The sequence below is a fragment of the Pseudomonas sp. NPDC077649 genome, from assembly GCF_044542855.1.
In the GTDB taxonomy this organism is placed as follows: Bacteria; Pseudomonadota; Gammaproteobacteria; order Pseudomonadales; family Pseudomonadaceae; genus Aquipseudomonas.
In genome coordinates this window covers 338,430-364,841 of record NZ_JBITVF010000005.1, presented here as the reverse complement: position 1 = coordinate 364,841, position 26,412 = coordinate 338,430, and the positions used below count along the sequence as shown (strand labels likewise).

Annotated in this window: 27 protein-coding genes; 13 read left to right on the top strand and 14 right to left on the bottom strand. The window is 66.5% G+C overall.

The window, feature by feature from the left end:
* Positions 1-205: hypothetical protein (locus ACIGFL_RS17550; RefSeq protein WP_397497998.1), on the top strand; the 205-nt coding region annotated here is incomplete at its 5' end.
* An 82-nt stretch (positions 206-287) separates the two neighbouring features.
* Here ACIGFL_RS17550 and msrQ read toward each other — a convergent pair.
* The 4 genes from msrQ to ilvC form a co-directional block, all read right to left on the bottom strand.
* A complete protein-coding gene (gene msrQ, locus ACIGFL_RS17545) occupies positions 288-920 on the bottom strand; it encodes a protein-methionine-sulfoxide reductase heme-binding subunit MsrQ (protein WP_021445765.1) in 633 nt (210 codons plus the stop codon).
* Positions 920-1,927 carry a protein-methionine-sulfoxide reductase catalytic subunit MsrP gene (msrP, locus tag ACIGFL_RS17540; protein WP_397497997.1) on the bottom strand — a complete coding sequence of 336 codons (1,008 nt, stop codon included), beginning with the start codon at positions 1,925-1,927 and terminating at the stop codon, positions 920-922. Before msrP ends, msrQ begins: the two co-directional genes overlap by 1 nt.
* 62 nt (positions 1,928-1,989) lie before the next feature.
* Positions 1,990-2,808 carry a CDP-diacylglycerol--serine O-phosphatidyltransferase gene (gene pssA / locus ACIGFL_RS17535; RefSeq protein WP_021445767.1) on the bottom strand — a complete coding sequence of 273 codons (819 nt, stop codon included), beginning with the start codon at positions 2,806-2,808 and terminating at the stop codon, positions 1,990-1,992.
* A gap of 144 nt (positions 2,809-2,952) precedes the next feature.
* Positions 2,953-3,969 (bottom strand): ketol-acid reductoisomerase, encoded by a 1,017-nt coding sequence (gene ilvC / locus ACIGFL_RS17530; protein ID WP_021445768.1) that lies wholly within the window; start codon positions 3,967-3,969, stop codon positions 2,953-2,955.
* Between the two features lie 125 nt (positions 3,970-4,094).
* Between ilvC and ilvY the strand changes: the two genes are divergently transcribed.
* On the top strand, positions 4,095-4,976 hold the full coding sequence (ilvY, locus tag ACIGFL_RS17525; protein WP_122110187.1) for an HTH-type transcriptional activator IlvY: 882 nt from the start codon (positions 4,095-4,097) through the stop codon (positions 4,974-4,976).
* 52 nt (positions 4,977-5,028) lie between these two features.
* Here the strand turns inward: ilvY and ilvN are convergent, their stop codons facing one another.
* Together ilvN and ACIGFL_RS17515 are read right to left on the bottom strand one after the other, a co-directional pair.
* Positions 5,029-5,520: an acetolactate synthase small subunit gene (ilvN, locus tag ACIGFL_RS17520; RefSeq protein ID WP_021445770.1), complete on the bottom strand. Its 492-nt coding sequence runs from the start codon at positions 5,518-5,520 to the stop codon at positions 5,029-5,031.
* Between the two features lies 1 nt (position 5,521).
* The gene (locus tag ACIGFL_RS17515; RefSeq protein ID WP_397497996.1) at positions 5,522-7,246 is read right to left on the bottom strand and encodes an acetolactate synthase 3 large subunit; all 1,725 of its coding nucleotides are present in this window, start codon (positions 7,244-7,246) and stop codon (positions 5,522-5,524) included.
* Positions 7,247-7,646: 400 nt separating this feature from the next.
* Here ACIGFL_RS17515 and ACIGFL_RS17510 point away from each other — a divergent pair, with 400 nt between their 5' ends.
* The gene (locus ACIGFL_RS17510) at positions 7,647-8,081 is read left to right on the top strand and encodes a DUF4124 domain-containing protein (protein WP_021445772.1); all 435 of its coding nucleotides are present in this window, start codon (positions 7,647-7,649) and stop codon (positions 8,079-8,081) included.
* A 19-nt stretch (positions 8,082-8,100) separates the two neighbouring features.
* Here ACIGFL_RS17510 and ACIGFL_RS17505 read toward each other — a convergent pair whose 3' ends face one another.
* From ACIGFL_RS17505 to mrcB, 3 genes are all read right to left on the bottom strand, one after another.
* Positions 8,101-8,430 carry a YqcC family protein gene (locus ACIGFL_RS17505; RefSeq protein WP_122110186.1) on the bottom strand — a complete coding sequence of 110 codons (330 nt, stop codon included), beginning with the start codon at positions 8,428-8,430 and terminating at the stop codon, positions 8,101-8,103.
* Entirely contained in the window at positions 8,430-9,107 is a 678-nt protein-coding gene (locus tag ACIGFL_RS17500; protein ID WP_397498002.1) for a tetratricopeptide repeat protein, read from the bottom strand. Before ACIGFL_RS17500 ends, ACIGFL_RS17505 begins: the two co-directional genes overlap by 1 nt.
* Before the next feature lie 63 nt (positions 9,108-9,170).
* Positions 9,171-11,489 carry a penicillin-binding protein 1B gene (gene mrcB / locus ACIGFL_RS17495; protein ID WP_397497995.1) on the bottom strand — a complete coding sequence of 773 codons (2,319 nt, stop codon included), beginning with the start codon at positions 11,487-11,489 and terminating at the stop codon, positions 9,171-9,173.
* Positions 11,490-11,604: 115 nt separating this feature from the next.
* Between mrcB and ACIGFL_RS17490 the strand changes: the two genes are divergently transcribed.
* The 5 genes from ACIGFL_RS17490 to ACIGFL_RS17470 all read left to right on the top strand — a co-directional run bounded on the left by ACIGFL_RS17490 (position 11,605) and on the right by ACIGFL_RS17470 (position 15,558).
* Positions 11,605-13,167: an AAA family ATPase gene (locus ACIGFL_RS17490; protein ID WP_397497994.1), complete on the top strand. Its 1,563-nt coding sequence runs from the start codon at positions 11,605-11,607 to the stop codon at positions 13,165-13,167.
* 88 nt (positions 13,168-13,255) lie between these two features.
* Positions 13,256-13,600: a pentapeptide repeat-containing protein gene (locus ACIGFL_RS17485; RefSeq protein ID WP_397497993.1), complete on the top strand. Its 345-nt coding sequence runs from the start codon at positions 13,256-13,258 to the stop codon at positions 13,598-13,600.
* Between the two features lies 1 nt (position 13,601).
* Positions 13,602-14,351 carry a class I SAM-dependent methyltransferase gene (locus ACIGFL_RS17480; protein ID WP_021445778.1) on the top strand — a complete coding sequence of 250 codons (750 nt, stop codon included), beginning with the start codon at positions 13,602-13,604 and terminating at the stop codon, positions 14,349-14,351.
* Positions 14,352-14,382: 31 nt separating this feature from the next.
* On the top strand, positions 14,383-14,655 hold the full coding sequence (locus ACIGFL_RS17475; RefSeq protein WP_021445779.1) for a TfoX/Sxy family protein: 273 nt from the start codon (positions 14,383-14,385) through the stop codon (positions 14,653-14,655).
* Positions 14,656-14,760: 105 nt separating this feature from the next.
* Positions 14,761-15,558: a cyclic nucleotide-binding domain-containing protein gene (locus ACIGFL_RS17470; protein WP_021445780.1), complete on the top strand. Its 798-nt coding sequence runs from the start codon at positions 14,761-14,763 to the stop codon at positions 15,556-15,558.
* A gap of 370 nt (positions 15,559-15,928) precedes the next feature.
* Here the strand turns inward: ACIGFL_RS17470 and ACIGFL_RS17465 are convergent, their stop codons facing one another.
* The 3 genes from ACIGFL_RS17465 to ACIGFL_RS17455 are packed head-to-tail and all read right to left on the bottom strand — an operon-like array spanning position 15,929 to position 18,646.
* Positions 15,929-16,822: a ChaN family lipoprotein gene (locus ACIGFL_RS17465; RefSeq protein ID WP_397497992.1), complete on the bottom strand. Its 894-nt coding sequence runs from the start codon at positions 16,820-16,822 to the stop codon at positions 15,929-15,931.
* A 16-nt stretch (positions 16,823-16,838) separates the two neighbouring features.
* Positions 16,839-17,606, bottom strand: coding sequence for a heme ABC transporter ATP-binding protein (locus ACIGFL_RS17460; protein WP_397497991.1), 768 nt, complete (start codon positions 17,604-17,606; stop codon positions 16,839-16,841).
* Positions 17,606-18,646, bottom strand: coding sequence for a FecCD family ABC transporter permease (locus ACIGFL_RS17455; RefSeq protein ID WP_397497990.1), 1,041 nt, complete (start codon positions 18,644-18,646; stop codon positions 17,606-17,608). The genes ACIGFL_RS17460 and ACIGFL_RS17455 overlap by 1 nt, the downstream gene beginning before the upstream one ends.
* A 515-nt stretch (positions 18,647-19,161) precedes the next feature.
* Between ACIGFL_RS17455 and ACIGFL_RS17450 the strand changes: the two genes are divergently transcribed.
* On the top strand, positions 19,162-19,479 hold the full coding sequence (locus tag ACIGFL_RS17450; protein ID WP_397497989.1) for a Rieske (2Fe-2S) protein: 318 nt from the start codon (positions 19,162-19,164) through the stop codon (positions 19,477-19,479).
* A gap of 77 nt (positions 19,480-19,556) precedes the next feature.
* Here the strand turns inward: ACIGFL_RS17450 and sfsA are convergent, their stop codons facing one another.
* Together sfsA and ACIGFL_RS17440 are read right to left on the bottom strand one after the other, a co-directional pair.
* On the bottom strand, positions 19,557-20,264 hold the full coding sequence (gene sfsA / locus ACIGFL_RS17445) for a DNA/RNA nuclease SfsA (protein ID WP_397497988.1): 708 nt from the start codon (positions 20,262-20,264) through the stop codon (positions 19,557-19,559).
* Positions 20,254-21,435, bottom strand: coding sequence for a pyridoxal phosphate-dependent aminotransferase (locus ACIGFL_RS17440; protein ID WP_397497987.1), 1,182 nt, complete (start codon positions 21,433-21,435; stop codon positions 20,254-20,256). The genes sfsA and ACIGFL_RS17440 overlap by 11 nt, the downstream gene beginning before the upstream one ends.
* A 226-nt stretch (positions 21,436-21,661) precedes the next feature.
* On the opposite strand from ACIGFL_RS17440, the gene dksA reads away from it, so the two are divergent.
* The 4 genes from dksA to ACIGFL_RS17420 all read left to right on the top strand — a co-directional run bounded on the left by dksA (position 21,662) and on the right by ACIGFL_RS17420 (position 26,390).
* The gene (gene dksA / locus ACIGFL_RS17435; protein WP_397497986.1) at positions 21,662-22,108 is read left to right on the top strand and encodes an RNA polymerase-binding protein DksA; all 447 of its coding nucleotides are present in this window, start codon (positions 21,662-21,664) and stop codon (positions 22,106-22,108) included.
* Between the two features lie 59 nt (positions 22,109-22,167).
* Positions 22,168-23,052, top strand: a complete 885-nt coding sequence (gene gluQRS / locus ACIGFL_RS17430; protein ID WP_397497985.1) for a tRNA glutamyl-Q(34) synthetase GluQRS — start codon at positions 22,168-22,170, stop codon at positions 23,050-23,052.
* A gap of 149 nt (positions 23,053-23,201) precedes the next feature.
* Positions 23,202-23,378, top strand: a complete 177-nt coding sequence (locus tag ACIGFL_RS17425; RefSeq protein ID WP_003244646.1) for a hypothetical protein — start codon at positions 23,202-23,204, stop codon at positions 23,376-23,378.
* 57 nt (positions 23,379-23,435) lie between these two features.
* Positions 23,436-26,390, top strand: coding sequence for a sensor histidine kinase (locus ACIGFL_RS17420; RefSeq protein ID WP_397497984.1), 2,955 nt, complete (start codon positions 23,436-23,438; stop codon positions 26,388-26,390).
* The last annotated feature ends 22 nt before the right edge of the window (positions 26,391-26,412 follow it).

Sequence of the window (26,412 nt, the reverse complement as noted above, 5' to 3'; positions counted from 1 at the left end):
TCTTTTCTACTCAACCGCTTGCGCCTTCGATCCGAACATCTTCTCGTCAGCGGGAGGCGCATTCTACAGCGTTCAAAACCGCTGTCAACCACCTCTTTTACCGCTTTCGATCCATTCGACCGAAGCACCGACAGGATCCAACCACCACCCTGTCGACCGGCGCGCATTCTACACACCAGATTCAGCTTTGCAACCCCTCTTTTAAAACCAACCTATTGATTAACAAGAGGTTTTAGAAGAGCTTCAGCACTGAAGTGGCGCGTATTCTACCGCCTGAGGAAAACGCGTCAAGCTTTTATTGGACTCCTGCGCAAAGTGCTGCGCAGCCACTGCCCAAAGCCCTGCCAAGCCGCAGATACCGGCGGGAAACGCAGCAGCAAGAGGAAGGCGCCGATCACGGCATATAGCAGCCACTCGCCCAGATCGGCGCGCACGACCCAGAGCATATGCAGCAGCGCCAGCAGCAGAATCGGATAAACCAGCCGGTGCAGCGCCTTCCAGCGCTTGCCGAGCCGGCGAATGCTGAACCTATTGGAGGTCAGAGCCAGCATCAGCAAACCGATAAAGGTCAGCATGCCGACGATGATATAGGGCCGCTTACGCAGATCGACCAGCAACTGCTCGACATCCAGCCCCACCAGGAACACCGCATAGGCCGACAGATGCAGCACGGCATAGGTAAAGCACCAGAGGCCAAGCTGCCGGCGCACGGCAATCCAACCACCCCATCCGCTGAGACGCTGCAGCGGTGTCATCGACAGGGTGAGCAACAGCAGGACCAGGGCGCCCAGCCCCAGATAATCGACCAGCGTCTTGCCTGGGTCGGCGCCCAGGGCAAAGATCCAGGCCTGGTACAGCCAGTAGAGCGGCACCGCCAAGGCCGCCATGAATACCGCGCTCCGCCACCCGACATAACGCATCAGTAGTACTTCCTTAGATCGAGGTCGCTATAGAGGCCGGCGACTTCGTCGTAGCCGTTGAACAGCCGGGTCTTCATCACATTGGGGCTGAACAGGCTGCTCGGCAGACGCCGCTCCTGCGCCTGCGACCAGCGCGGATGGTCCACCTGCGGGTTGACGTTGGCGTAGAAGCCATACTCATTGGGTGCCAGCGCCTGCCAGGTATTGACCGGCTCGTCCCGCACCAGGCTGATGCGCACGATGGACTTGATGCTCTTGAACCCGTATTTCCAGGGCACCACCAGGCGCAACGGCGCGCCGTTCTGCGCCGGCAGCGTGCGCCCGTACATGCCCACCGCCATGAAGGCCAGCGGATGCATGGCCTCGTCCAGACGCAGGCCTTCGACGTAGGGCCAATCGATCAGGGAAAATCCGGAGCGTTGGCCGACCATGCGCTCGGCGTCGACCAGGGTCTCGAAACGCACGTACTTGGCCTGGCTGGTGGGTTCGGCCTGGCTGAGCAGATCCGCCAGGGGAAAACCCAGCCAGGGAATGACCATCGACCAAGCCTCGACGCAGCGCAGCCGATAGATGCGCTCCTCCAACTGCTGCGGTTCGGCCAGCGCCGCCATGTCGTAGCGCCCGGGCTTGCCGACCTCGCCATCGATGAGCACCGTCCAGGGCTCGACCTTGAACTGCGCGGCATGCCGCACCGGGTCGCCCTTATTGGGGCCGAACTCGTAGAAGTTGTTGTAGCGCGAAGCATCCTTGTACGGCGTGATGGCTTCGTCGCCGGCGGTAACCGCCTGCCAGCGCACGCTCTCAAGCTTGGCCTTGAACCAGGCCGGCTCGTCGACCGCCTCCACATCGGCGTAACGACCGCCGTCGGCGAAGGATAGCGCGGGCAAGGCGGCGAGCGAGGCCAGGCCGAGACTGCCGCCCATGAACCGGCGCCGGGAGAGGTAAACGGCTTCTGGGGTGACCTCGGACTCGGAAGCGGCAGAAGCGGGAGGAATTCGAATCAGCATGATGGCTCCGCGGCAAAGGCAGGTGACGGGCCAATAGACCGCGGAGCCGAGGTTTTATTACATCAGTCCACAGTCTTGCGGCGGCGCAGTTGCAACAAATATTGAATGGGGCCGGAGGCCGCATAGGCGAGGAAGATGATCAGCAGGATACGCGGCGGGTCGCTGAACACCACGGCGAACACCAGCACCACCGCGAGGATGGCGACGAAGGGAACGCGCCCCTTCAGATCGAGATCCTTGAAACTGTAGTACTTGATGTTGCTGACCATCAGCATGCCGGCCGCCGCCACCAGCACCGCCACGGCGAAGGCCATGTTCGAGCCCTTGATGCCGAAGTCGCTGAAGGCCCAAACCGTACCGGCCACCACGCCGGCTGCGGCCGGGCTGGCCAGGCCGATGAAGTAGCGCTTGTCGACGCTGCCGATCTGCGTGTTGAAGCGCGCCAGGCGCAGCGCCGCGCCGGCGACATAGATGAAGGCGACCATCCAGCCGACCTTGCCCATGCTGCCCAGCGCCCACTCGAAGGCCAGCAGGGCCGGGGCGACGCCGAAGGCGACCATGTCGGACAGCGAATCGTACTCGGCGCCGAAGGCGCTCTGCGTGTTGGTCAGGCGAGCGACGCGACCATCCAGGCTGTCGAGCACCATGGCGACGAACACCGCCGCCGCGGCGACGTAGAAGTTGCCGTTCATCGCATTGATGATGGCGTAGAAACCGGCGAACAGGTTGGCCGTGGTGAACAGGTTGGGCAGCAGGTAGATGCCGCGATGACGCACCTTACGCCCCTCGGCGTCCTGACCCTCCTCCACATGCTCATCGATCGGCAGCAGGCTTTCGACTTCGTCGGCGCCCCGCTTCGGCTCTTCGTGACCTTCACTCATGAACAACACCTTGCAACTGATTTGAAGAATGGCGCACCGCGCGCCCTCACGGGCACCGCTCAACGCCCAGGCTTTATACCAGAAGCCTTGCCGCAGAATGAAAAAACGCGGCATCGAGCCGCGTTCTTTCGCACATCGCAGACCTTAGTTCTTGGTCTTGTCGACGATCTTGTTGGCGGAGATCCACGGCATCATCGCGCGCAGCTTCTCGCCGACCACTTCGATGCCGTGCGCGGCATTGTTGCGGCGGTAGGCGGTCATCGACGGGTAGTTGGTAGCGCCTTCGCTGATGAACATCTTGGCGTACTCGCCGTTCTGGATGCGCTTGAGCGCGTTGCGCATGGCTTCGCGCGACTGCTCGTTGATCACTTCCGGACCGGTGACGTACTCGCCGTACTCGGCGTTGTTGGAGATCGAGTAGTTCATGTTGGCGATGCCGCCTTCGAACATCAGGTCGACGATCAGCTTCAGCTCGTGCAGGCACTCGAAGTAGGCCATTTCCGGCGCGTAACCGGCTTCGACCAGGGTATCGAAACCGGCCTTGACCAGCTCGACGCAACCGCCACAGAGCACGGCCTGCTCGCCGAACAGGTCGGTTTCGGTCTCGTCCTTAAAGGTGGTTTCGATGATGCCGGTACGGCCGCCGCCGACGCCGCAGGCGTAGGACAGGGCGACGTTCTTGGCGTTGCCGGAGGCGTCCTGGTAGATGGCGATCAGGTCAGGGATGCCGCCGCCCTTGACGAACTCGGAGCGCACGGTGTGGCCCGGGGCCTTCGGCGCGATCATGATCACGTCGAGGTCGGCACGCGGTACGACCTGGTTGTAGTGGATCGAGAAACCGTGGGAGAAGGCCAGGGTGGCGCCCTTCTTGATGTTCGGCTCGATCTCTTCCTTGTACAGGCGGCCCTGGAACTCGTCCGGGGTGAGGATCATCACCAGGTCGGCATTGGCAACGGCGGTGGCCACGTCGGTGACTTTCAGGCCATGGGCTTCGGCCTTGGCAACGGTAGCGGAGCCTTTGCGCAGACCGATGGTGACGTCGACACCGGAGTCCTTCAGGTTGCACGCCTGGGCGTGGCCCTGGGAACCGTAGCCGATAACGGCGACTTTCTTGCCCTGGATGATCGAGAGGTCGCAATCTTTGTCGTAATAAACTTTCATGGTCTTGGCTCTTTGAATCGAAAGGAATGGGGGTGCAAGCACCGCGACAGAGGCACCTTAAGTGATCCGCCCCATTGCGTAAAATGATATATTTGCAATACAACATGCCGATATATGAAACAGTTATGGATAGTCACGCACTCAGGCTCTTTCTGTCCCTGGCCGACAACCTGCACTTCGGCAAAACCAGCCGCGAGCAGCACGTCAGCCCTTCCGCACTCAGTCGCAGCATCAAGCAACTCGAAGACGAACTCGGCGCAACGCTGTTCCTGCGCGACAACCGCTCGGTCCGCCTGACCCGCGAGGGGCAACAATTTCGCGAGTATGCCAGCGAGGTCATCAACGGCTGGCAGGCCATTCGCCAGAGGTTCAAGCAGGATCAGCTGATCCTGCACGGCGAACTGTCCCTGTACTGCTCGGTCACGGCCAGCTACAGCTTCCTCTACGACATCCTCAGCAGCTTCCGTCTGGACTACCCGCGCATCGAAATGAAGCTGCACACCGGCGACCCGGCAACCGCCGTCGAACGCGTGCAGCAGGGGCTGGAGGATCTCGCCATCGGCGCCCGCCCCGACCACCTGCCGGCCGGCATCGAGTTCCAGCCGATCACTCGCTCCGCGCTGCGCTTTATCGGCCCGCAGTCGCCCCAGCTATTGAACGAGGAACAGCTTAGGCAGCCTACCGCGGAGAGCTGGAAGGACGTGCCGATGATTCTCTCGGAGGAGGGCCTGGCCCGCACCCGCACCGACCGCTGGCTGAAAAGCCACAACATCAAACCGCGGATCTATGCCCAGGTGAGCGGCAACGAAGCCATCGTCAGCATGGTCAGCCTGGGCTTCGGTATCGGCGTGGTGCCGCAGATCGTGCTCGACAACAGCCCCCTGACCGCGCGCATCCGCATCTACGATATCCAGCCGCCGTTGACCGCCTACGACATTGGTCTATTCGCCCTGGAAAAACGCCTCAAGGACCCGCTGATCGCGGCCTTCTGGAACCGCCAGCAGTAAATCCAGGCAATAAAAAGCCCCGCACCAGGCGGGGCTTTTCTCAACGCGGCAGTCAGATACTCAGTACCTTGTCGCCGCGGGCGATACCGGTGACGCCACTGCGCACAGTCTCCAGGATCGACGCGGTGCCGATGGCCTGAATGAAGCTGTCGAGCTTGTCGCTGGTGCCGGCCAGCTGCACGGTGTAGACGCTGCTGGTCACGTCGACGATCTGTCCACGGAAGATGTCGGTGGTGCGCTTGACCTCGGCGCGCTGGGCGCCGGTGGCCTTGATCTTGACCAGCATCAGCTCGCGCTCGATATGGGCGCTCTCCGACAGGTTGACCAGCTTGACCACCTCGACCAGCTTGTTGAGGTTCTTAGTGATTTGCTCGATCACCTCGTCATGACCGATGGTGGTCAGCGTCAGACGCGACAGGGTCGGGTCCTCGGTCGGCGCCACGGTCAGGCTTTCGATGTTGTAGTTGCGCTGGGAGAACAGACCGACCACGCGGGACAGTGCGCCCGGCTCGTTTTCCATCAGCAGGGAGATGATGTGTCGCATCTTAGGTCCGCTCCGTCTTGCTCAGCCACATGTCGCGCATGGCACCGTCTCTGATCTGCATCGGATAGACGTGCTCGCTGTCGTCCACCGCGATGTCGAGGAACACCAGGCGGTTCTTCAGGGCGAAGGCTTCTTCCAGCTTGGGCTTGAGGTCCTTGAGCTGGGTGATGCGCATGCCCACGTGACCATAGGCCTCGGCCAGCTTGACGAAGTCCGGCAGCGACTCCATGTAGGAGTGCGAGTAGCGGCTGTTGTACTGCATGTCCTGCCACTGGCGGACCATGCCCAACGCACCGTTGTTGAGGTTGACGATCTTCACCGGCAGGTCGTACTGCAGGCAGGTCGACAGCTCCTGAATGTTCATCTGGATGCTGCCCTCGCCGGTGACGCAGGCCACATCGGCCTCCGGGAAGTTCAGCTTGACGCCCATGGCGGCCGGGAAGCCGAAGCCCATGGTGCCCAGGCCGCCGGAGTTGATCCAGCGATTGGGCTTGTTGAAGCGGTAGTACTGCGCCGCGAACATCTGGTGCTGGCCGACATCGGAGGTGACGAAGGCATCGCCGCGGGTCACTTCGCACAGGGTTTCGATCACGGTCTGCGGCTTGATGATCGAGCCGTCGCCCTCGTTGTAGGGGAACAGGCGACCGCTGCCGCGCCACTCGTCGATCTGCTTCCACCAGCTGGCGACGTTGTCCTTGTTCGGGGTTTCGCCGATTTCCTTGAGGATGGCGACCATCTCGGTCAATACGCTGTCCACCGGACCGACGATCGGGATGTCGGCCTTGATGGTCTTGGAGATCGAGGCCGGATCGATGTCGATGTGGATGATCTTGGCGTTCGGGCAGAACTTGGCCGGACCGTTGATCACCCGGTCGTCGAAGCGCGCGCCGACGGCGAGAATCACGTCGGCATGGTGCATCGCCAGGTTGGCTGTGTAGCTGCCGTGCATGCCGAGCATGCCGAGGAACTGGCGGTCGGTGCCCGGATAGCCGCCCAGGCCCATCAGGGTGTTGGTCACCGGCAGGTTGAGCATCTGCGCCAGCTCGGTCAACGGCGCCGCGGCGCCGCCCATGATCACCCCGCCACCGGAGTACATCACCGGACGCTTGGCGGCCAGGAGCATCTCGGCGGCCTTGCGAATCTGCCCGGAATGACCGCGCACGGCTGGGCTGTAGGAGCGCAGCTTGACCTTCTTCGGATAGACGTACTCGAACTTCTCGGCCGGGTTGGTCATGTCCTTGGGAATGTCCACCACCACCGGGCCGGGACGGCCGGATTCGGCGAGATAGAAGGCCTTCTTCATCACTTCGGGAATTTCCGAAGGGTGCTTGATCATGAAGCTGTGTTTCACGATGGGCCGGGAGATACCGATCATGTCGGTTTCCTGGAAGGCATCGGTGCCGACCATGGCGCTCGGCACCTGGCCGGAGATCACCACCATCGGGATGGAGTCCATGTAGGCGGTGGCGATGCCGGTGATGGCATTGGTCGCACCGGGGCCGGAGGTCACCAGCACCACGCCGGCCTTGCCGGTGGCGCGGGCATAGCCGTCGGCCATATGGGTCGCTGCCTGTTCGTGACGAACCAGGATGTGGGTCACTTCCGGTTCTTTGAACAGGGCATCGTAGATATGCAGGAGAGCACCACCAGGGTACCCGTAGATGTGCTTAACGCCTTCGTCACGCAGGAAGCGGACGACCATTTCAGCGCCGGATAAAAGCTCCACGTTATTCACCTCTTGAACGCCAGTATGCCACCCGACAACGGGTAGCCCTAAGTAGGTCTTACTGTCAGCGGACATGCACGACGGTGATCGTGGATTCGGAACATCAGCTTGACGAGTAACGGAGCAGCCCATGGTCTTGCGGGGCTGACCCTCCCAGCGCGAGGTAACGCGTTGCGGGTGTCACGGTTCGGCGCGGGTAGCGCCTCTTTGCCCCGAGCTGGAGGACGCTTGCGGCGGACTCCACTGCGGGGAAGGCTGGATTGTTCGGGTTCGGCGGAGGCAAGTCAAGCGATGTGTAACCGATTATTCGAGCCACCGCTGTGACGCAGCGCAGGATGAAGATTGCTGGCTTTTGGTTATAGTAACCGGCAGCACCGCAGCTTTTGAGAAAGGAAACCGCATGCGCCACATGATTCTTACTGGCAGTTTGATGCTTGCCCTGAGCGCAACCGCCATGGCCAGCCAGGTCTACAAGTGGGTAGATGCGCAGGGCGTGACCCACTTCAGCGCGCAGCCGCCGCAGGGCCAGCCCGCCACCGCGATCAGCACCTCCGCCCCGCCGCCGCGCCAGGCGCCGGCCGAGCCCGCGCCCAGCGTCGAGGAACTGCTCGACCCGGAACAGGCGGCTATCGACAAGAAGGTCAAGCAGCAGATTGCCGCCAAGGAGGCGGAGCGCAAGCAGTACTGCGAGAACGCCCGCACCAACCTGGCGCAACTGGAGAACAATCCGCGCCTGCGCATCGAGGAAGAAGGCGAAGTGCGCCGCATCGACGAGAACGAGCGTCAGGAGCGCATCGCCGAGCTGAAGAAGTCCATAGCGGAAAACTGCAACTGACCCTTCCCGAGCGCGCCCGTCAGGGCGCAGCTGTCAGCAGGCGATCGAACTCGCCCAACAATTCCAGCAGCCGGCGCGCAACGCCCGGCTGTTCGCGATAGACCATCTCGGCCATGACCTGAATCCCCGACACCGACGGCAGCGCGGCGTTGGCCTCGAGCAGCTGCTTCATACGCGGCAGGAAGATCCACTGCAGCCACTGCTCGAAAGTCAGGCTGTCGACGCAGAACGGCTCCTGGCTGGCCAGGGCTTCGGCGCTGGGCGCCTGCTCATCCCACCAGCCGAGCAGACGCAACTCACGCTCGATCAGCAACAATTGCTCGGCCAACAACGCGACGCGGGCCTCCATCAGAGACTCACCCGCGCCCGTTCGCGCGCCTGCGCGGCGCCGGCCGGGTCGCCCTGACGCTCCCGCGCCTGGGCGATCAGGTTCCACAGGCTGGCCTGTAAGGCCGGACGACCACTGGCGTAGGTCAGGCCGCGGCGGGCGAACTGCTCGGCCTGCGCCGCATCGCCCTGGGCCAGACGCACCTCGGCCAGGCGATAGAGCACCTGCGGCTCGCGCGGGGCGATGCGCTGGGCACGCTCCAGACTGGAGGACGCGCCGTTGAGGTCGCCACTGCCCTGCTGCTGCTGGGCCGTGGTCAACAGCGCCAGCACCGGGCCGTCGAGCTGTTCGTCTGCAGCCAAGCCGCCGCCGCTGGGAATACCGCTGGGCATGCTCGGTGCGGGCGCGCTGAAACCGCCCTGGGCCGGCACCGCCGGCTGGCTGACCGGCGGCGGGTCGAAGGTCAGCCCGCCACTGGAGGTAATGGGCTGCGGGCTGGTCTGCAGCGGGGCCGAGACGACGCCCTGCGGGACCATGACCACCACTCCGGAATCCTCTTCGATACGCTGCGGCGCGGCCGCCGGGCCAGGGGATGCGCCGCCGACGCTGCCGGACGACAGCGGAGCACCGGCGTCAATGACCGGAATCGAGCCGTGCGGCACCGTACTGCAACCGCCCAGCACCGTCGTTGCCAGCATCGCGGCAAGCCACTTGTTGTTCACATGCAATCCTCTTCAGAAAACGCCGGATCTGTCCGACCCTCAGTTCAGCCAGCCGCGCACCCAGTCCATCACCGACTCGACCGGCGCCTGGATGCCGCAGGCAGGCCCGGGGGCCGGCTCGCTGCCGCGAATATAAGGCATCTGCACCGCATTCGGGCAGCCCGAAGCCGAACCCTGACCGCTGTAGCCGTCGACCCAGGCCTGGGTGACGTTGTCCGGCATCGGCATGTCCAGCGGCAGCGGGTCGGCCTTGCGCATGAAGCCGGCCCACACCTGCAGGGCGCCGGTGGCCCCGGTCAGCGGAGTCGGGCCGTTGTCGTCACGCCCCAGCCAGACCACCGCCAGCAGGTCCTGGCTGAAGCCGGCGAACCAGCTGTCGCGCGAATCGTTACTGGTGCCGGTCTTGCCGGCCAGGGTCAGCGAGCGGGGCAGCTGGCTGTACACCGAACGCCCGGTGCCTTCGCTCATGGTGCGCTGCATGGCGTTCTGCACCAGGTAGATGGCGCCCGGATCGAAACGCTGCTGGATCTGGAAGGGGTAGCGGCCGAGCGGCTCGCCGTCGGCGGTGAGCACGCTGCGAATGCCGCGCAACGGCGTGTTGAAGCCGCCGTTGGCCAGGGTCTGGTACATGTTCGCCACTTCCATCGGGGTCAGCGCGCCGGCGCCCAGCAGCATCGACGGATAGGCCGGCCACTGGCGCTCGACGCCCAGTCGCTCGAGGGTCTTGAGCACATTGGGCACGCCGATTTCCAGGCCGAGCTTGGCCGTGGACAGGTTGTAGGACTGCGCCAGCCCCTGGTACAGGTAGATGGTGCCGTGGGCCTTGCGGTCATAGTTCTGCGGCTTCCACACCTGGCCGTCCTGGCCCTTGATGGAGAACGGTTCGTCCCGCAGCCAGCTGGTCAGGGTGTACTGGCTGGGTCGCTCCAGCGCCGACAGATAGATCGCCGGCTTGATCAGCGAGCCGATCGGCCGCAGCGCATCGAGGGCGCGGTTGAAGCCGGCGAAGCGCGGCTGGCGGCTGCCGATCAGGGCCTGTACCTCGCCGGTTTCCGGGTTGGTCACCACCATGCCGGCCTGCACCTCGTCCACCCCCTTGCGCCCGGCCAGGCGCTTGAGGGTCTCGGCCAGCGCCTCCTCGGCCTTGAGCTGGAGGATGGGGTCGAAACTGGTGAAGATGCGCAGACCCTCTTCGGTCAGATCCTGCTCGCGGTAGTCCTCGCGCAGCTGGCGCTTGACCAGGTCGAGGAAGGCCGGGAAGGTGCTGTCGGCCATGCTGCCGCGCGCGGTCACGCCCAGGGGTTTCTGCTTGGCGGCGGCGGCTTCCTCGACGGTGATCGACCCTTGCTCGGCGAGCAGGTCGAGCACCAGGTTGCGTCGTTCCAGCGCGCGTTCGGGGTTGCGCCGCGGGTTGTAGAAGGTCGGTCCCTTGACCATGCCGACCAGCAGCGCGACCTGCTCCAGCTTCAGCTCGGCGACCGGCTGGCTGAAGAAGTACTGACTGGCCAGGCCGAAGCCATGCACCGCGCGCTGGCCGTCCTGACCGAGGAACACCTCGTTCATGTAGGCTTCGAGGATCTCGCGCTTGTCGTAGTGCAGCTCCAGCAGCACCGCCATCATCGCTTCGGTGGCCTTGCGCACCAGGGTGCGTTCGTTGGTCAGGTAGAAGTTCTTCACCAACTGCTGGGTCAGGGTACTGCCGCCCTGCACCAGGCGCCCCGAGGTGGCGTTGATCCACATGGCGCGGGCGATGCCCTTGGGCGAGACACCGAAGTGATCGAAATAGTCGCGGTCCTCGACCGCCACCAGCGCATCGATCAGGTAGGCCGGCACCTGGTCCAGCTTGATCAGGATGCGGTCTTCCTGATGCGCCGGGTACAGCCCGCCGATCAGCAGCGGCTCCAGCCGCGCCACCGCCAGGTTGCTGCCATCGGCCTGGGTCAGGCCCGCCACGTAGTCGCCGGAGAAGCGCACGCGCACCCGTTGCGAGGGTTCGACGCCCTCGTAGAACTGGAAGCCGCGGCTGTGCAGCTCGATGCTGTTGCCGGCCACCGACACCGCGCCCGGGCCGTTGGCCACGCTCTCGCGGCGGTAACCCAGGGCGTCGAGCTCGCGCAGGAAGTCGTCCTTGCCCAGCTTCTGGCCGACGAACAGCTCCAGCGGCCGCGCGTAGACCTTGGCCGGCACCGTCCAACGCTTGCCGGAGAATTTCTCCTGCACCACGGCATCGAGGTAAACGGCGAAACCGGCGAGGATCACCAGGCCGACCAGACCGAGCTTGAGCCCCCAGGCGAGCCAGGGACGCAGACCGGTGGAACGGGATTTCTTGCTTGAGCGGGGGGAGCGTTTTCGAGTCATGGCGGGATTATACGCACTTTACATAGGGGCCAGCAGCGCCGCCCGGACGGTTTGCAGAGCAGCTCACAGCGGCCATAATGCCGACCTCGAACAGCGTCTATAACAAGGATCGAACGTGAGCCAAGCCCTGATTGCCGCATTGCAGAACCCGGCCCTGTATCCGCATCCTGTGGAGGGGTTTCAACTGATTGAGACCCACATTTCCTGGGTTTTGCTCACTGGTCCTTATGCCTACAAGATCAAAAAACCGGTCAACTTCGGTTTCCTCGATTTCACCGACCTCGCCGCGCGCAAGCACTTCTGCGAGGAGGAACTGCGCCTGAACCAACGCCTGACCGACGACCTGTACCTGGAGGTACTGGCCATCGGCGGCAGCGCCGAGGCGCCGGTGCTGGGCGGCGACACGCCTGCCATCGAATACGCGCTGAAGATGCGCCAGTTTCCCCAGGAGCAGCTGCTCAGCGCCGTGCAGGCGCGCGGCGAGCTGGGCGATGCGCATATCGACGCGCTCGCCGAGCAGATCGCCGCCTTCCACCTGAGCGCGCCGCGGGTGCCGCAGGACCACCCGCTGGGCACGGCCGAGGCGGTGATGGCACCGGTGCAGCAGAACTTCGAGCAGATCCGTCCGCTGCTCAGCGACAAGGCCGATCTGCAGCAGCTCGATGCCCTCGAAGCCTGGGCGCAGTCCAGCTACGCGCGGCTGCAGCCGCTTCTGACCGAGCGTAAGGCGCAGGGTTTCATTCGCGAGTGTCACGGCGACATCCACCTGGGCAACGTCGCGCAGATCGACGGCCGCGTGGTGCTGTTCGACTGCATCGAGTTCAACGAGCCGTTCCGCCTGATCGACGTCACCGCGGACGCCGCCTTCCTCGCCATGGACCTGGAAGACCGCGGCCTCAAGTGCCTGTCGCGGCGCTTCGTCAGCGCCTGGCTGGAGCGCACCGGCGACTATGCCGCGCTGCAGTTGCTGAATTTCTACAAGGCCTACCGCGCCATGGTGCGCGGCAAGGTCGCGCTGTTCCGCCTCGGCCAGGAGCAGGACCCGGTGCAGCGCGCGGTGATCCTGCGCCAATACCGCGCCTACGCCGCCCTGGCGGAAAGCTACAGCGCCATTCCCTCGCCCTTTCTGGCCATCACCCACGGCGTCTCGGCCGTCGGCAAGAGTCACGTGGCGCTGCGCCTGGTCGAGGCCCTGGGCACCATCCGCCTGCGCTCCGACGTCGAGCGCAAGCGCCTGTTCGGCGAGCAGGACGCCACCCACCAGGGCCAACTGGCGGACGGCATCTACAGCGCCGACGCCAGCGCCGCCACCTACGCGCGCCTGCACCAGCTGGCGCGCCAGACGCTGCAGGCCGGCTTCCCGGTAGTGATCGACGCCACCTACCTCAAGGCCGAGCAGCGCCGGGCCGCCAGCGAAGTCGCCGAGCAGACCGGCGCGCCCTTCCTGATCCTCGACTGCCAGGCGCCCGAGGCGGTGATCGCCGGCTGGCTGGCGCAGCGCCAGAGCGAGGGCCGCGACCCCTCCGACGCCACCCTCGAGGTGATCCAGGCGCAGCAGGCAACGCGCGAGGCGCTCGACGACGACGAGCTGGCCCACAGCAAGCGCGTCGACACCCACGACAGCGCCAGCCTGGACAGCCTGCTGGAACGTATTCGCCAGCGTCTGCCGGGGCTCTGAGTCCCGCCCACCACAAGTTGGCACGCCGCGCCGGGCAAAGCGCGGCGCGGCTTCTATACTGCCGGTGAACTCGCCACCGGTAGCCCCCATGAGCCAGCCACGCCAGCTCGACCACCCGCTCTATCGCCTGCTGCGCAATGACGACATCGCCGCCTTCAACGCCCAGAAACCCACGGACGTCGCCGTCGACCTGTCCGGCGGCGACTTTCGCGGGCTCGACCTGCGCAGCCTGGACGCCGCCGGGGTGATCTTCACCGACGCCTACTTCCGCGGCGCCGACCTGCGCGGCCTGGATTTGCGCCACGCCCAGCTGGAGGGGGCCAGCCTGGCCCACGCGCAGATTTCCGGCGCCTACTTTCCGGCCGAACTGAGCGCGGACGAAATTCTCATGTCGGTGAATTTCGGCACCCGCCTGCGCTATCGCAGCAAGTGACATGAGCGACGTCGCCCAACTGTTCGGCGCGCGCGCCGACGCCTACGCCAGCTTCCGCCCAGCCTACCCGGACGCCCTGTTCGACTGGCTGGCCGCACACAGCCCGGGCCGGCGCCTGGCGCTGGATATCGCCTGCGGCAACGGCCAGGCCAGCCTTCCCCTGCTGCGCCACTTCGAACGGGTGCTGGCCTGCGACGCCAGCGCCGCCCAGCTGGCGCAAACGCCCCCGGCCGCCGGCCTGCACCTGCTGGCAGCCGATGCGCGCAGGCAGCCGCTGGCCGACGCCAGCGTCGACCTGATCGTCGTCGCCCAGGCCCTGCACTGGTTCGCCGACGCCGCGTTCTTCGCCGAAGTCGCCCGTCTGCTGCGTCCTGGCGGGCTGTTCTGCGCCTGGTGTTACAGCCTGATGAGCATCGATGCGCGGCTCGATCCGCTGATCGAGCACTTCTACGCCAGCACCCTGGCCGGCTGCTGGCCGACGGGCCGCGGCAGCGTCGATGCCGGCTACCGCGATATCCAGGCGCCGCTGCAGCCCCTGCCAGTGCCGCCCTTCGCCCTCTCGGCGCACTGGGACCTGGCACAACTGCTCGGCTACCTGCGCACCTGGTCGGCGGTGCAACGCTGGGAACAGCGTCACGGCCGCGACCCGGTGGCCGAACTGACGCCGGCGCTGCGCGCCGCCTGGGGCGACGAAGGCGAGCGGCGCACTGTCAATTGGCCGCTACACTTCTTGGCAGGCACGCCTACGTGAACCTCTTCCTCACGCCACGCATGGAGGCCCGATGAACGACGAGCTGCAACACCTGAAAAACCTGGGCAAGACCTCGGCGCAATGGCTGCACGCCGTCGGCATCCACAGCGCCAACGACCTGCGCCGCTACGGCGCGGTCGGCGCCTATCGTGCGGTGCGCGCCCGCGGTTTTCGCGCCTCCAAGGTGCTGCTCTACGCCATCGAGGGCGCCCTGCTCGACGTGCACTGGAACGAGCTGCCGCCGGCGCACAAGGCCGAACTCAACGGCCGCCTCGACGAAGCCCAGAGCTACAACAAGAGCTAGCTCACAACCCCAGCGCGAGAGGATTTACGCGCAAGGCGCCGCAGCCTATTGTTTCAGGGACCTTCGTGTGGTCAGCCAGCCCAGCCAGTTCAAGGAATTACGGTTATGTATTTACTCGGGGAGCAACCGGCCTACGCCGATCAGCTGATCAACCGCCTGCAGAGCATCCCCACGCAGCTGCTGGAAGGGCTACAGGCCGTCGGTGCGCCGCTGCGTCTGGAACGGGTCGAGGACCTGGCCCAGGTGCTGCCGGGCAACCAGCTGTTCATCATCGAGAATGGCCTGCTCCACGCGGTGGTCGACGAACGGCCGCTGTTCTACCTGCAGGAAGGCGACCTGGTCGGCCTGCGCCAGGGCATCGACCTGCCCAGCTGCCGCTACAGCAGCGAGGAGCCGATCAGCCTGATTCCCTATTCGCGCAGCGAAGTGTTCCAGCACATCTACGCCAGCGAGCAGCGCCAGGAACAGTTCATCCACTACCTGATCGGCCACACCGCCCTGCTCTCCGACGCCCTGGCGCGCCTGAAGCAGCCGGAGATTCGCCCGGCCACCGGCTTCCAGCACTTCGCCGCCGGCGAGGAACTGATCCACCAGGGTGACGAAGCCGATCACGTGTTCATCATCATCGAGGGCCACGCCGAGGCCTACGTCGACGGGCAGAAGGTCGGCGACGTGCAGAAGGACGAGATCTTCGGCGCCATGGCCGTGTTCACCCGCGAGAAGCGCAGCGCCACGGTGGTGGCCAGCGAGCCCTGCACGGTGATGGTGATTCCCAAGGAGCAATTCCTCAGCCTGATGCAGAGCAACCCGCGCATCGCCCACAGCCTGATCGAGAGCATGGCGCGGCGCATCGACCTGCTCAACAAGGAAGTCACCCAGCTGCGCCAGCCGGCTGCGTCCTGAGTCCGCGCGCGGCACACCAACCCCGGCCAGGCGTCGGGGTTTTGCCTTTCTGGGCACAGGAAAGGCGCTGAGAAATATTCTCAAAAAGCCGTTGACTATGAAATGAGAATTGTTATTATCCACTCAACTGGTCGCGAGATCAGCCGATAAGCTAAAGAGACCATTCAGTCGGACTCTTCAGACTATCTCCTCATCAGGCTAATCACGGTTATTGACCCGGCTCTTGCCGGGTCTTTTTTTGCCTGCGCAAAAGCCTGTAGGGCGGGCTCGGGAGCGCCAGCGAACAGTCCGCCATTGGCCTTGCTCACAGACCGTCACGACCTACTGCCTGCGGCGAGTACGTCCTAGCCAGGTGACTCGGCGACAGGTCCTAGGGTCGCAGTTTGGCGCAGTGATCCTGCTGCGGCTGCGCCGCGGTGAACCAGGCGTAGTCGGCCTGCGCGGCGCTGACCGGCTTGCCGACCTCGGCGAGGATCAGCACCGCCTGCCCCGCGCCGGCGCCGAGGTCGGCCAGGTGCAGCGGCACGCCCAGATCCTTGCGCACGTGGAAGGCGCCGGCCAGCAGCAGGCTCGGCCGCGGCGCCGCCAGCAGCGCCTCGGCCATGCGTCGGTCGCGCTGCTGCTGCACGGCGAGCATGGCCGGCAGCTGACTGTCCGGCAGCAGTTGGCAATGCGACTCGCGGATAGCCTCCAGCAGCCTGGCCTGCACCTGCGCCGCCGCGGAGCGCTCGCCCTGCAGGGCCGGCCGCTGCCGGTAGATCTGCAGAATCTCGGCGCGCTGCAGATTGGCCGCCAGCAACGGATAGGGCTGGCGCAGCTGGTGCAACACCAGCGGCCCGTACAACGACCAGTCCCAGCCCGGCTGCCAGCTCAGCGCGCCGAAGGGGTCGTCGGGCAGTCGACCGGCGCGGGCGGCGCGGGCGGCGGCCTGGGCGGCGGCGACCTTGTCCTGCTGATCGGGCGTGAGCATTTCCAGCAGCACGCTGCCCTGCGGGCGCCGTTTTGCCAGCTCGCGTGACAGCCACAGCTGCAGCGCATGGTGATCGGGATTGTCATGCTGCTCGCCGACCAGCACCCGCTCGACCCGTGCCAGCCGTTCGACCAGCTGCTGCGGGCTGATCGAGCGACCGCTGGCCAGCTCGAGGATACGGCCGAGGTCGGCGTGCTCGCGCCCCAGCGGCGCGATGGGCGCAGGCGGCGGCAGCACCTCGCGGGACTGACAGGCTGCGACCAGAACCAGACAGCAGAGCAGAAGGATGCGCATGGATGCCCCTGAATCGTCAGCGCGCCACGATCAACGGATGACCGCGCTCGGGATGAGTCTGCACCAGCACCTCCAGACCGAACACCGCCTGCAGCGGCTCGGCGCGCAGCACTTCGGCCGGCGTGCCGAAGGCATGCGCCCTGCCCCGCTCCAGCAACAGCAGGCGGTCGCAATAACGGGCGGCCAGGTTGAGGTCGTGGAGGATCACCAGCACCGCGGCGCCGGCCTCGGCCAGACGCCGGGTGGCCTGCAGGCAGGTGTGCTGGTGCAGCGGGTCGAGCATCGAGGTTGGCTCGTCGAGCAGCAGTATCTGCCCTGCCCCGCCCGGCCACAGCTGCGCCAGCACCCGCGCCAGGTGCACGCGCTGGCGCTCGCCGCCGGACAGCGCCAGGTAGCTGCGTCCGCTCAGGTGCGCGGCATCCGCCGCACGCAGCGCTTCCTGGACGATCTGCGCATCGCGCGCACGGCCGCTGGCATGGGGCAGACGGCCCATGGCGACGACCTCCTCGACGCGAAAGGCGAAATTCAGGCTCGAGCTCTGCGGCAGCACCGCCAGGCGCCTGGCGCGCTCCGCCCCCGGCCAGTCGCCGAGCGGACGCCGATCCAGGCTCACCCGCCCGGCGCTGGGCGGCAGCTCGCCGGCCAGGGCGGCGAGCAGGGTGCTCTTGCCGGCGCCGTTGGGCCCGAGCACGCCGAGCACCTCGCCCGCCTGCAGCTGCAGGTCGATGCCGCTGAGCACGGCGCACTGGCCGCGGCGGACTTCCAGTTGTTCGGCCCGCAGCATCAGCTCCGCCCCCGCACCAGCAGATAAAGGAAGAACGGCGCGCCGATCAGCGCAGTGACGATGCCGATCGGCAGCTCGGCCGGCGCCAGCACCAGGCGCGCGGCGAGGTCGGCCAACAACAGTAGGCTGGCGCCGGCCAGCGCCGAGGCCGGCAGCAGCAGACGATGGTCGGGGCCGACCAGCAGGCGCATCAGGTGCGGCACCACCAGACCGATAAAGCCGATCAGGCCGGCCGCCGCCACCGCGGCGCCGACGCCCAGCGCGGTGCAGAACACCAGTTCACGCTTGAGCCGCTCCACCTCGAAGCCCAGGTGGCGCGCCTCGGATTCGCCCAGCAGCAGCGCGTTCAAGGCACGCGCGCGACGCGGCAACCACAGCGCCACCGCCGCGGTGGCCAGCAGCAGCGGCCAGAGCCGGGCGTAGCTGGCGCCGTTGAGGCTGCCCAGGTTCCAGAAGGTCAGGGTGCGCAGGGTGGCGTCGTCGGCCAGGTAGGTGAACAGGCCGATGGCCGCCCCCGCCAGGGCGGTGAGGGCGATGCCGGCCAGCAGCATGGTGGCGACGCTGGTCTGCCCGTCGCGCCGCCCCAGGCGGTAGACCAGGGCGGTGACCAGCAGGCCGCCGCCGAAGGCGCAAGCGGACAGCAGATAGGGGGCGAAGGCCTCCGGCAGGCCGCCGAACGCGGCGCCGCCGACTATCGCGAGCGCCGCCCCCAGCGCCGCGCCGCTGGACACGCCGACCAGGCCGGGATCGGCCAGCGGGTTGCGGAACAGGCCCTGCATGGCCACCCCGCACAAGGCCAGGACCATGCCCACCGCCAGCCCGAGCAGGGTACGCGGCATGCGGATCTGCGCCAGGATCAGCTCGGCCTGCTCGACCGCCGCGTCGCCGGCCAGGGGCAGACCGAGCAGGCGCAAGGCCGCCCGCAGGGTATCGCCCAGCGCCAGGCTGACCGGCCCCAGGGCCAGCGACAGCCAGAGTGCGAGCGCGAGCAACAGGCCCAGGGCGATGAACAATGGGCGTGCTTGAAGGGTGGGAGTCATGGCTGGCGCTGGGCTTCGGCGGTCTGAGGTTGGCTGGCAGGATAAAAGCCCGCGGCCAGCATCGCCAGCCCATCCGGCACGCGCGAGCCGAGGCCGCCGACCTGCAGGGTCGGGTCTAGCGCCAGCAGCGCCTCGCTGGACAGCGCCTGCTAGCTGCTGCAGCAGCTGCAGGGCGGCCACCGCCTGGGCCTGACCGCCGAGCGCTTGGAGCGCGAAGAGGACATCGACAGCCGCATCAACCAGGGCACGGCCACCTGCCCCGCTCACACGACGCCCGCGAAAGCAACGAGCGCCAGCGCCTGTCGTTCGACCATCGCTTCCAGGCCGAGGACGCCAGCGGCGCGCTCGACTGGGCGGAAAGCATCGTCTACCGGCAACCGGCGGCCACTACTACAGCAAGCCAGGGCGCAGCTTACGCGCCCCGGCGTCCTGGCAGTTCTGCGGTTCTGCTTGGCGCAGGGATGCGCCCCCTTTCTTCCTGCGGGATAATCGCGCCACCTGAAACGGAGACCGCGATGATCCGCCTATGCGCCCCGAGCGAGCTGGCCGAAGGCCAGAGCCGGGGCTTTCTGCTCGACCAGTTGAACCTGCTCGCCGTGCGCAAGGACGGCCGCGTGCATGCCTACCTCAATCGCTGCCCGCACCGCGGCGTGCCGCTGGAGTGGCAGACAGACCGCTTTCTCGACGACAGCGGCAGCCTGATCCAGTGCGCCACCCACGGCGCGCTGTTTCTGATCGACACCGGCGAATGCGTCGCCGGGCCCTGCGCCGGGCAGGCGCTGCAGGCCATCGAGTGCCGCGAGGACGCCGAAGGTATCTGGATAGAGGCCTAGGGTGGACATGCCACAGGCTCGTCCACCATCGCCACAATCCCGTGCCGGACAAGGCTGCGCCATGTCCGGCCTACGCCCTACGCCAACACCTCCAGCCTGCGCATCAGGGCGATACCTGCGGGGCTGACCTCGGCGCCGTAGGCCAGCACTTCCACGCCGGCCGCCTTGGCCTCGCGCAGGCCGGCGGCGTATGCCGGGTCGATCTCCTCGGCGGCGCGCACGGCGCGAATACCGGACAGGTTCACGCAGTACAGCTGCACCGTGCGCACCCCGGCGCGCGCCAGCGCGGCCAGCTCGCGCAGGTGCTTGGCGCCGCGCGCGGTCACCGCATCGGGAAAGGCCGCCACATCCGTGCCATCGAAACCCAGGGTCACGCTCTTGACCTCGACATAGGCCGGGCCGTCGGCGTAATCCAGGCGAAAATCGGCGCGGCTGTTCTCCACCCCGTAGGGCACCTCGCGTTTGAGCGCAACGAAACCGGCCAGCTCGGCGATCAGCCCCGCGCGCAGCGCCTCCTCCACCAGCGCATTGGCCCGCGCGGTATTGATGCAGGCCAGGCGCCCCTGTGGCGTTTCGCTCAGCTCCCAGCTACCCGGTAGCTTGCGTTTGGGGTCGTCGCTACGGCTGAACCACACCCGGCAGCCCGCGCTCATGCAGTTGAGCATCGAGCCGGTGTTGGCGCAGTGGATGGTCAGCGCCTCGCCGCTGGCGCTCTCGATATCGGCGAGAAAGCGCTTGTAGCGGCGCAGCAGCCGCCCCTCCTCCAGTGGCGGATCAAAGCGCATCGGGGTTCCAGCTGCTCAGGCCGCGGGCGATGCGCTCGACCGCCTGCTCCAGGCGCTCGAGGTTCTGCGTATAGGCGAAGCGCACATGATGGCCGGCCTGGTGGCGGCCGAAATCCAGCCCCGGGGTGAAGGCCACGTACTCGGTCTCGATGAAGTGGCGACAGAAGGCGAAGGCGTCGCCGCCGAAGGCCGAGATGTCCGCGTATAGATAGAAGGCGCCTTCAGGCTCCACGGCGATGCCGAAGCCCAGCTCGCGCAGCGCCGGCAGCAGGTAGTCGCGGCGGCGCTGGAACTCGTGGCGGCGCTCTTCGAGAATCGCCAGGGTGGCCGGCTGGAAACAGGCCAGCGCGGCATGCTGGGCCATGGACGGCGCACTGATGTAGAGGTTCTGCGCCAGTTTCTCCAGCTCGGGCACCGCGTTTTCCGGGGCCACCAGCCAGCCGAGGCGCCAGCCGGTCATGCCGAAATATTTGGAGAAACTGTTGAGCACGAAGGCCTCGTCGTCCACTTCCAGCACGCTGGCAGCATCACAGCCGTAGGTCAGGCCGTGGTAGATCTCGTCCACCACCAGATGGCCGCCGCGCTGCTTGAGGCAGGCGGCCAGCGCCGCCAGCTCGTCCCTGTGCAGCAGGGTGCCGGTGGGGTTGGCCGGCGAGGCGACCAGCGCGCCGACGCTGTCCGAATCCCAATGCCGCTCCACCAGTTGCGGGGTCAGTTGGTAACGCACCTCGGGGCCGACCGGCACCAGTTGCGCGGCACCTTCCACCAGGCGCAGGAAATGGCGGTTGCAGGGGTAGCCGGGGTCGGCCAGCAGCCAGTGCTTGCCCGGGTCGACCAGCAGGCTCGCGGCCAGCAACAGCGCGCCGGAGCCACCGGGCGTTATGAGGATGCGTTCAGGGTCTATGCTTAGCCGATGTCGCGCGCCGTAGAAGTCGGCGATGGCCTGGCGCAGGGCCGGCACACCGCGCGCCGCGGTGTAGCGGGTGTGGCCGGCGGCCAGCGCCGCCTGGCCGGCCTCGACTATGGGCGCGGCAGTGGTGAAATCCGGCTCGCCGATTTCCAGGTGGATGACATCGTGGCCGGCGGCCTGCAGTTCGTTGGCCCGCGCCAGCAAGGCCATGACGTGAAAGGGTTCGATGGCGCGACTGCGCGCACTGTAGAGCTGAGCCATGGGCCTGCCTTGCGAGGTTTCGAGGCGCGGATTCTAGCAGGGCTCGACAAAACCACGGATGGGCTTCGAGCTTTTGTGTACGAGGGCGGCAAACCATGGACAACCGGGAGTAGCGCACCCCGATTCGATCTGGTAAGTTCGCCCGCTTGCAGCCGCAGGGCCGAGTTCGGATCGGCAATGGACATAACCTGCGCAGTGGATTCGAGAGAGTGAGAGGCGGTCATCCATGCCCACCAAAGAAAAAGCAAAGAGCACTAGCCAGCTGGTTCGCGGTTTCCAGCCCTACGAAGATAAGAAGGGCGAGGAATACATGAGCGAGCCGATGCGCGCTCACTTCACCGGCATCCTCAACAAGTGGAAGCTGGAGCTGATGCAGGAAGTCGACCGTACCGTGCACCATATGCAGGACGAAGCGGCCAACTTCCCCGATCCGGCCGACCGCGCCAGCCAGGAAGAAGAGTTCAGCCTGGAACTGCGCGCCCGCGACCGCGAGCGCAAGCTGATCAAGAAGATCGACGAGACCCTGCAGCTGATCGAAGACAACGACTACGGCTGGTGCGACTCCTGCGGCGTGGAAATCGGCATCCGCCGCCTCGAAGCCCGCCCCACCGCCACCCTGTGCATCGACTGCAAGACCCTGGCGGAAATCAAGGAAAAGCAGATCGGTTCCTGAACCGACGACGGGGCGCCTAGGCGCCCCGCTCTGTTTCTGCCCTTCACGCTGTGCCAGCGATGAACGACTCCTATATCGGGCGCTTCGCCCCCACCCCCAGCGGCTACCTGCACTTCGGCTCGCTGGTCGCCGCCCTCGCTTCCTACCTCGACGCCCGCGCCGCCGGCGGTCGCTGGCTGCTGCGCATGGAAGACCTCGACCCGCCGCGGGAAGTGCCCGGCGCCCAGGACGCCATCCTGCGCACCCTGGAAACCTACGGTTTCGCCTGGGACGGCGAGCTGGTGTACCAGCGCGATCGACATGCCGAGTACGCCGCGGTGATCGAGCGGCTGCTGGCTCAGGGCCTGGCCTATGCCTGCACCTGCTCGCGCAAGCAGTTGGCCGGGCACGGCGGCATCTACCCCGGCACCTGCCGCGATGCCGGCCACGCCGAGCATGGCGCCGCCATTCGCCTGCGCGTACCGCAGCTGGAATACCGCTTCGTCGACCGCGTGCAGGGCGAGTTCGGCCAGCAGCTGGGACGTGAGGTGGGCGATTTCGTCATTCGCCGCCGCGACGGCCTGTTCGCCTACCAGCTCGCCGTGGTGCTGGACGACGCCTGGCAGGGGGTGACCGACGTGGTACGCGGCGCCGACCTGCTCGACTCCACGCCGCGCCAGCTCTACCTGCAGGAACTGCTCGGGCTGCCGCAGCCGCGCTACCTGCACGTGCCGCTGATCATCCAGCCCGACGGCCACAAGCTGGGCAAGAGCTACCGCTCGCCACCGCTGCCCGCCGAACAGGCCGGCCCCCTGCTGCTGCGCGCCTTGCGTGCCCTGGGCCAGCAAGCGCCTGCCGAGTTGCAGGGCGCCGCGCCCGCCGAGCTGCTGGCCTGGGGCATCGCCCACTGGGACGCCAGCCGCATTCCGCGCAGCCGCACCCTGGCCGAGGCGCAGCTGCGCTGACAACCGCGTAGGCTGCGCTACGCGCACCGAGGCCGCATGCCCGGTCTTCATAGGAGGTGCGCGCGGCGCAGCCTACATACGGCCTCAAGTTTGTGGCTTGCAACGCGCGCCTTCCTTTACCATCGCCGCATCCCCCGACGAGATGCCGCATGTATATCTACCGATTGGTTCTGATCCTGGTGGTGGGGATCTACCTGTTCTCCCCAGCCATCATGGACTGGTGGATCGACCCCAATGGCGCCTGGTACCGGCCCTACCTGCTGTGGCTGATCCTGATCGTCGTCACCTTCATCCTGCAGAGCCAACGCGATGCCGATGAACTCTGACTCGAACCGGCGCCCCTCGAGCGCTCCCCCCCTATTCCCATTCGCAGAGCCAACGCGATGCTGACGAGCTTTAGCCTGAGCGAGCTGATCCTGATCAGCGCCGGCTACCTGTTGATCCTGTTCGGCGTCGCCTGGGTCAGCGAACACGGCCTGATTCCGCGCTGGATCATCCGCCATCCGCTGACCTACACCCTGTCACTGGGCGTCTACGCCAGCGCCTGGGCCTTCTACGGCACGGTGGGCCTGGCCTACCAGTACGGCTACGGCTTCCTCGCCAGCTACCTGGGGGTGTCCGGCGCCTTTCTGCTGGCACCGGTGCTGCTCTACCCGATCCTGCGCATCACCCGCACCTACCAGCTGTCGTCGCTGGCCGACCTGTTCGCCTTCCGCTTTCGCAGCACCTGGGCCGGGGTGCTGACCACCCTGTTCATGCTGATCGGCGTGCTGCCGCTGCTGGCCCTGCAGATCCAGGCGGTGGCCGACTCCATCGGCATCCTCAGCCGCGAGCCGCTGCAGGAGAAGGTCGCGCTGAGCTACTGCGGGCTGATCATCCTGTTCACCATCCTGTTCGGCGCCCGCCATATCGCCACCCGCGAGAAGCACGAAGGCCTGGTCTTCGCCATCGCCTTCGAGTCGCTGGTCAAGCTGGTGGCGCTAGGCGTGATCGGCTGGTACGCGCTGTACCAGGTGTTCGGCGGCCCGCGCGAGCTGGAGATGTGGCTGGTGCAGAACCAGGCCGCACTGGCGACCCTGCACACGCCGCTGCAGGAAGGCCCCTGGCGCACCCTGCTGCTGGTGTTCTTCGCCTCGGCCATCGTCATGCCGCACATGTACCACATGACCTTCACCGAAAACCTCAACCCGCGCGCCATGGTCAGCGCCAGCTGGAGCCTGCCGCTGTTTTTGCTGCTGATGAGCCTGGCGGTGCCGCTGATCCTCTGGGCCGGACTCAAGCTCGGCGCCACCACCAACCCGGAATACTTCACCCTGGGGCTGGGCATCGCGGTGAACAGCGAGGCGCTGGCGCTGCTGGCCTACGTCGGCGGCCTGTCGGCCTCCAGCGGGCTGATCATCGTCAGCACCCTGGCGCTGTCGGGCATGGCGCTCAACCACCTGGTGCTGCCGCTGTACCAGCCGCCGGCCGAGGGCAATATCTACCGCTGGCTGAAATGGACGCGGCGCGCGCTGATCGCCTTCATCATCATGGCCGGCTACGGCTTCTACCTGCTGCTCGGCGCCCAGCAGGACCTGGCCAACCTGGGCATAGTCGCCTTCGTCGCCACCCTGCAGTTCCTCCCCGGCGTGCTCTCGGTGCTGTACTGGCCGACCGCCAACCGCCGCGGCTTTCTTGCCGGGCTGCTGGCCGGCATCGGCGTCTGGGCGCTGACCATGCTGCTGCCGCTGCTGGGCAACCTGGAAGGCTTCTACCTGCCGCTGTTCAACGTCATCTACGTGCTCGACGATGCCAGCTGGCACCTGGCGGCCATCGCCTCGCTGGCGGCCAACGTGCTGGTGTTCACCCTGGTGTCGCTGTTCACCGAGGCCAGCCCCGAGGAAAAGAGCGCCGCCGAGGCCTGCGCGGTGGACAACGTGCGCCGCCCGCAACGCCGCGAGCTGGTGGCGGTGTCGCCGCAGGAGTTCGCCGCCCAGCTGGCCAAGCCGCTCGGCGCCAAGACCGCCCAGCGCGAGGTGGAACAGGCCCTGCGCGACCTGCACCTGCCGTTCGACGAGAGCCGCCCCTATGCCCTGCGCCGCCTGCGCGACCGCATCGAGGCCAACCTCTCCGGCCTGATGGGCCCCAGCGTGGCGCAGGACATAGTCGAGACCTTCCTGCCCTACAAGTCCGGCAGCGAGGGCTACGTCACCGAGGATATCCACTTCATCGAGAGCCGCCTGGAGGACTACCAGTCGCGCCTCACCGGCCTGGCCGCCGAGCTCGACGCGCTGCGCCGCTACCACCGCCAGACCCTGCAGGAACTGCCGATGGGCGTCTGCTCGCTGGCCAAGGATCAGGAGATCCTGATGTGGAACCGGGCCATGGAGGAGCTCACCGAGATTCCCGCGCAGCGCATCGTCGGCTCGCGCCTGTCGGCGCTGGCCGAGCCCTGGCAGGGCCTGCTGCAGACCTTCATCGAACTGCCCGACCAGCACCTGCACAAGCAGCACCTGGCCGTCGACGGCCAGATCCGCTGGCTCAACCTGCACAAGGCGGCCATCGACGAGCCGCTGGCGCCGGGCAACAGCGGCCTGGTGCTGCTGGTCGAGGACCTCACCGAAACCCAGCTGCTGGAAGACAAGCTGGTGCACTCCGAGCGCCTGGCCAGCATCGGCCGCCTGGCCGCCGGGGTGGCCCACGAGATCGGCAACCCGATCACCGGCATCGCCTGCCTGGCGCAGAACCTGCGCGAGGAGCGCGAAAGCGACCCCGAGCTGATCGAGATCAGCGGGCAGATCCTCGAGCAGACCAAGCGCGTGTCGCGCATCGTCCAGTCGCTGATGAGCTTCGCCCACTCCGGCAGCCACCAGCGCAGCGAGGAGCCGGTGTGCCTGGCCGACGTGGCGCAGGACGCCATCGGCCTGCTGTCGCTGAACAAGCGCAACTTCGACATCCAGTTCTACAACCTCTGCGACCCGCAGCACTGGGCCGAGGGCGATCCGCAGCGCCTGGCCCAGGTGCTGATCAACCTGCTGTCCAATGCCCGCGACGCCTCGCCGCCCGGCGGCGCCATCCGCGTGCGCAGCGAGGCCAGCGAACACACCGTCGACCTGATCGTCGAGGACGAAGGCAGCGGCATTCCCAAGGCGATCATCGACCGCCTGTTCGAGCCGTTCTTCACCACCAAGGACCCCGGCGAGGGCACCGGGCTGGGCCTCGCGCTGGTCTATTCGATCGTGGAAGAGCATTATGGGCAGATAACAATCGACAGCCCGGCCGACCCCGAGCGCCAACTCGGCACTCGTATTCGGGTCACCCTGCCAAGGCATGTCGAGGCGACGTCCGTAGCGATGTAACTAGCGACCAGAGACCGTCGAG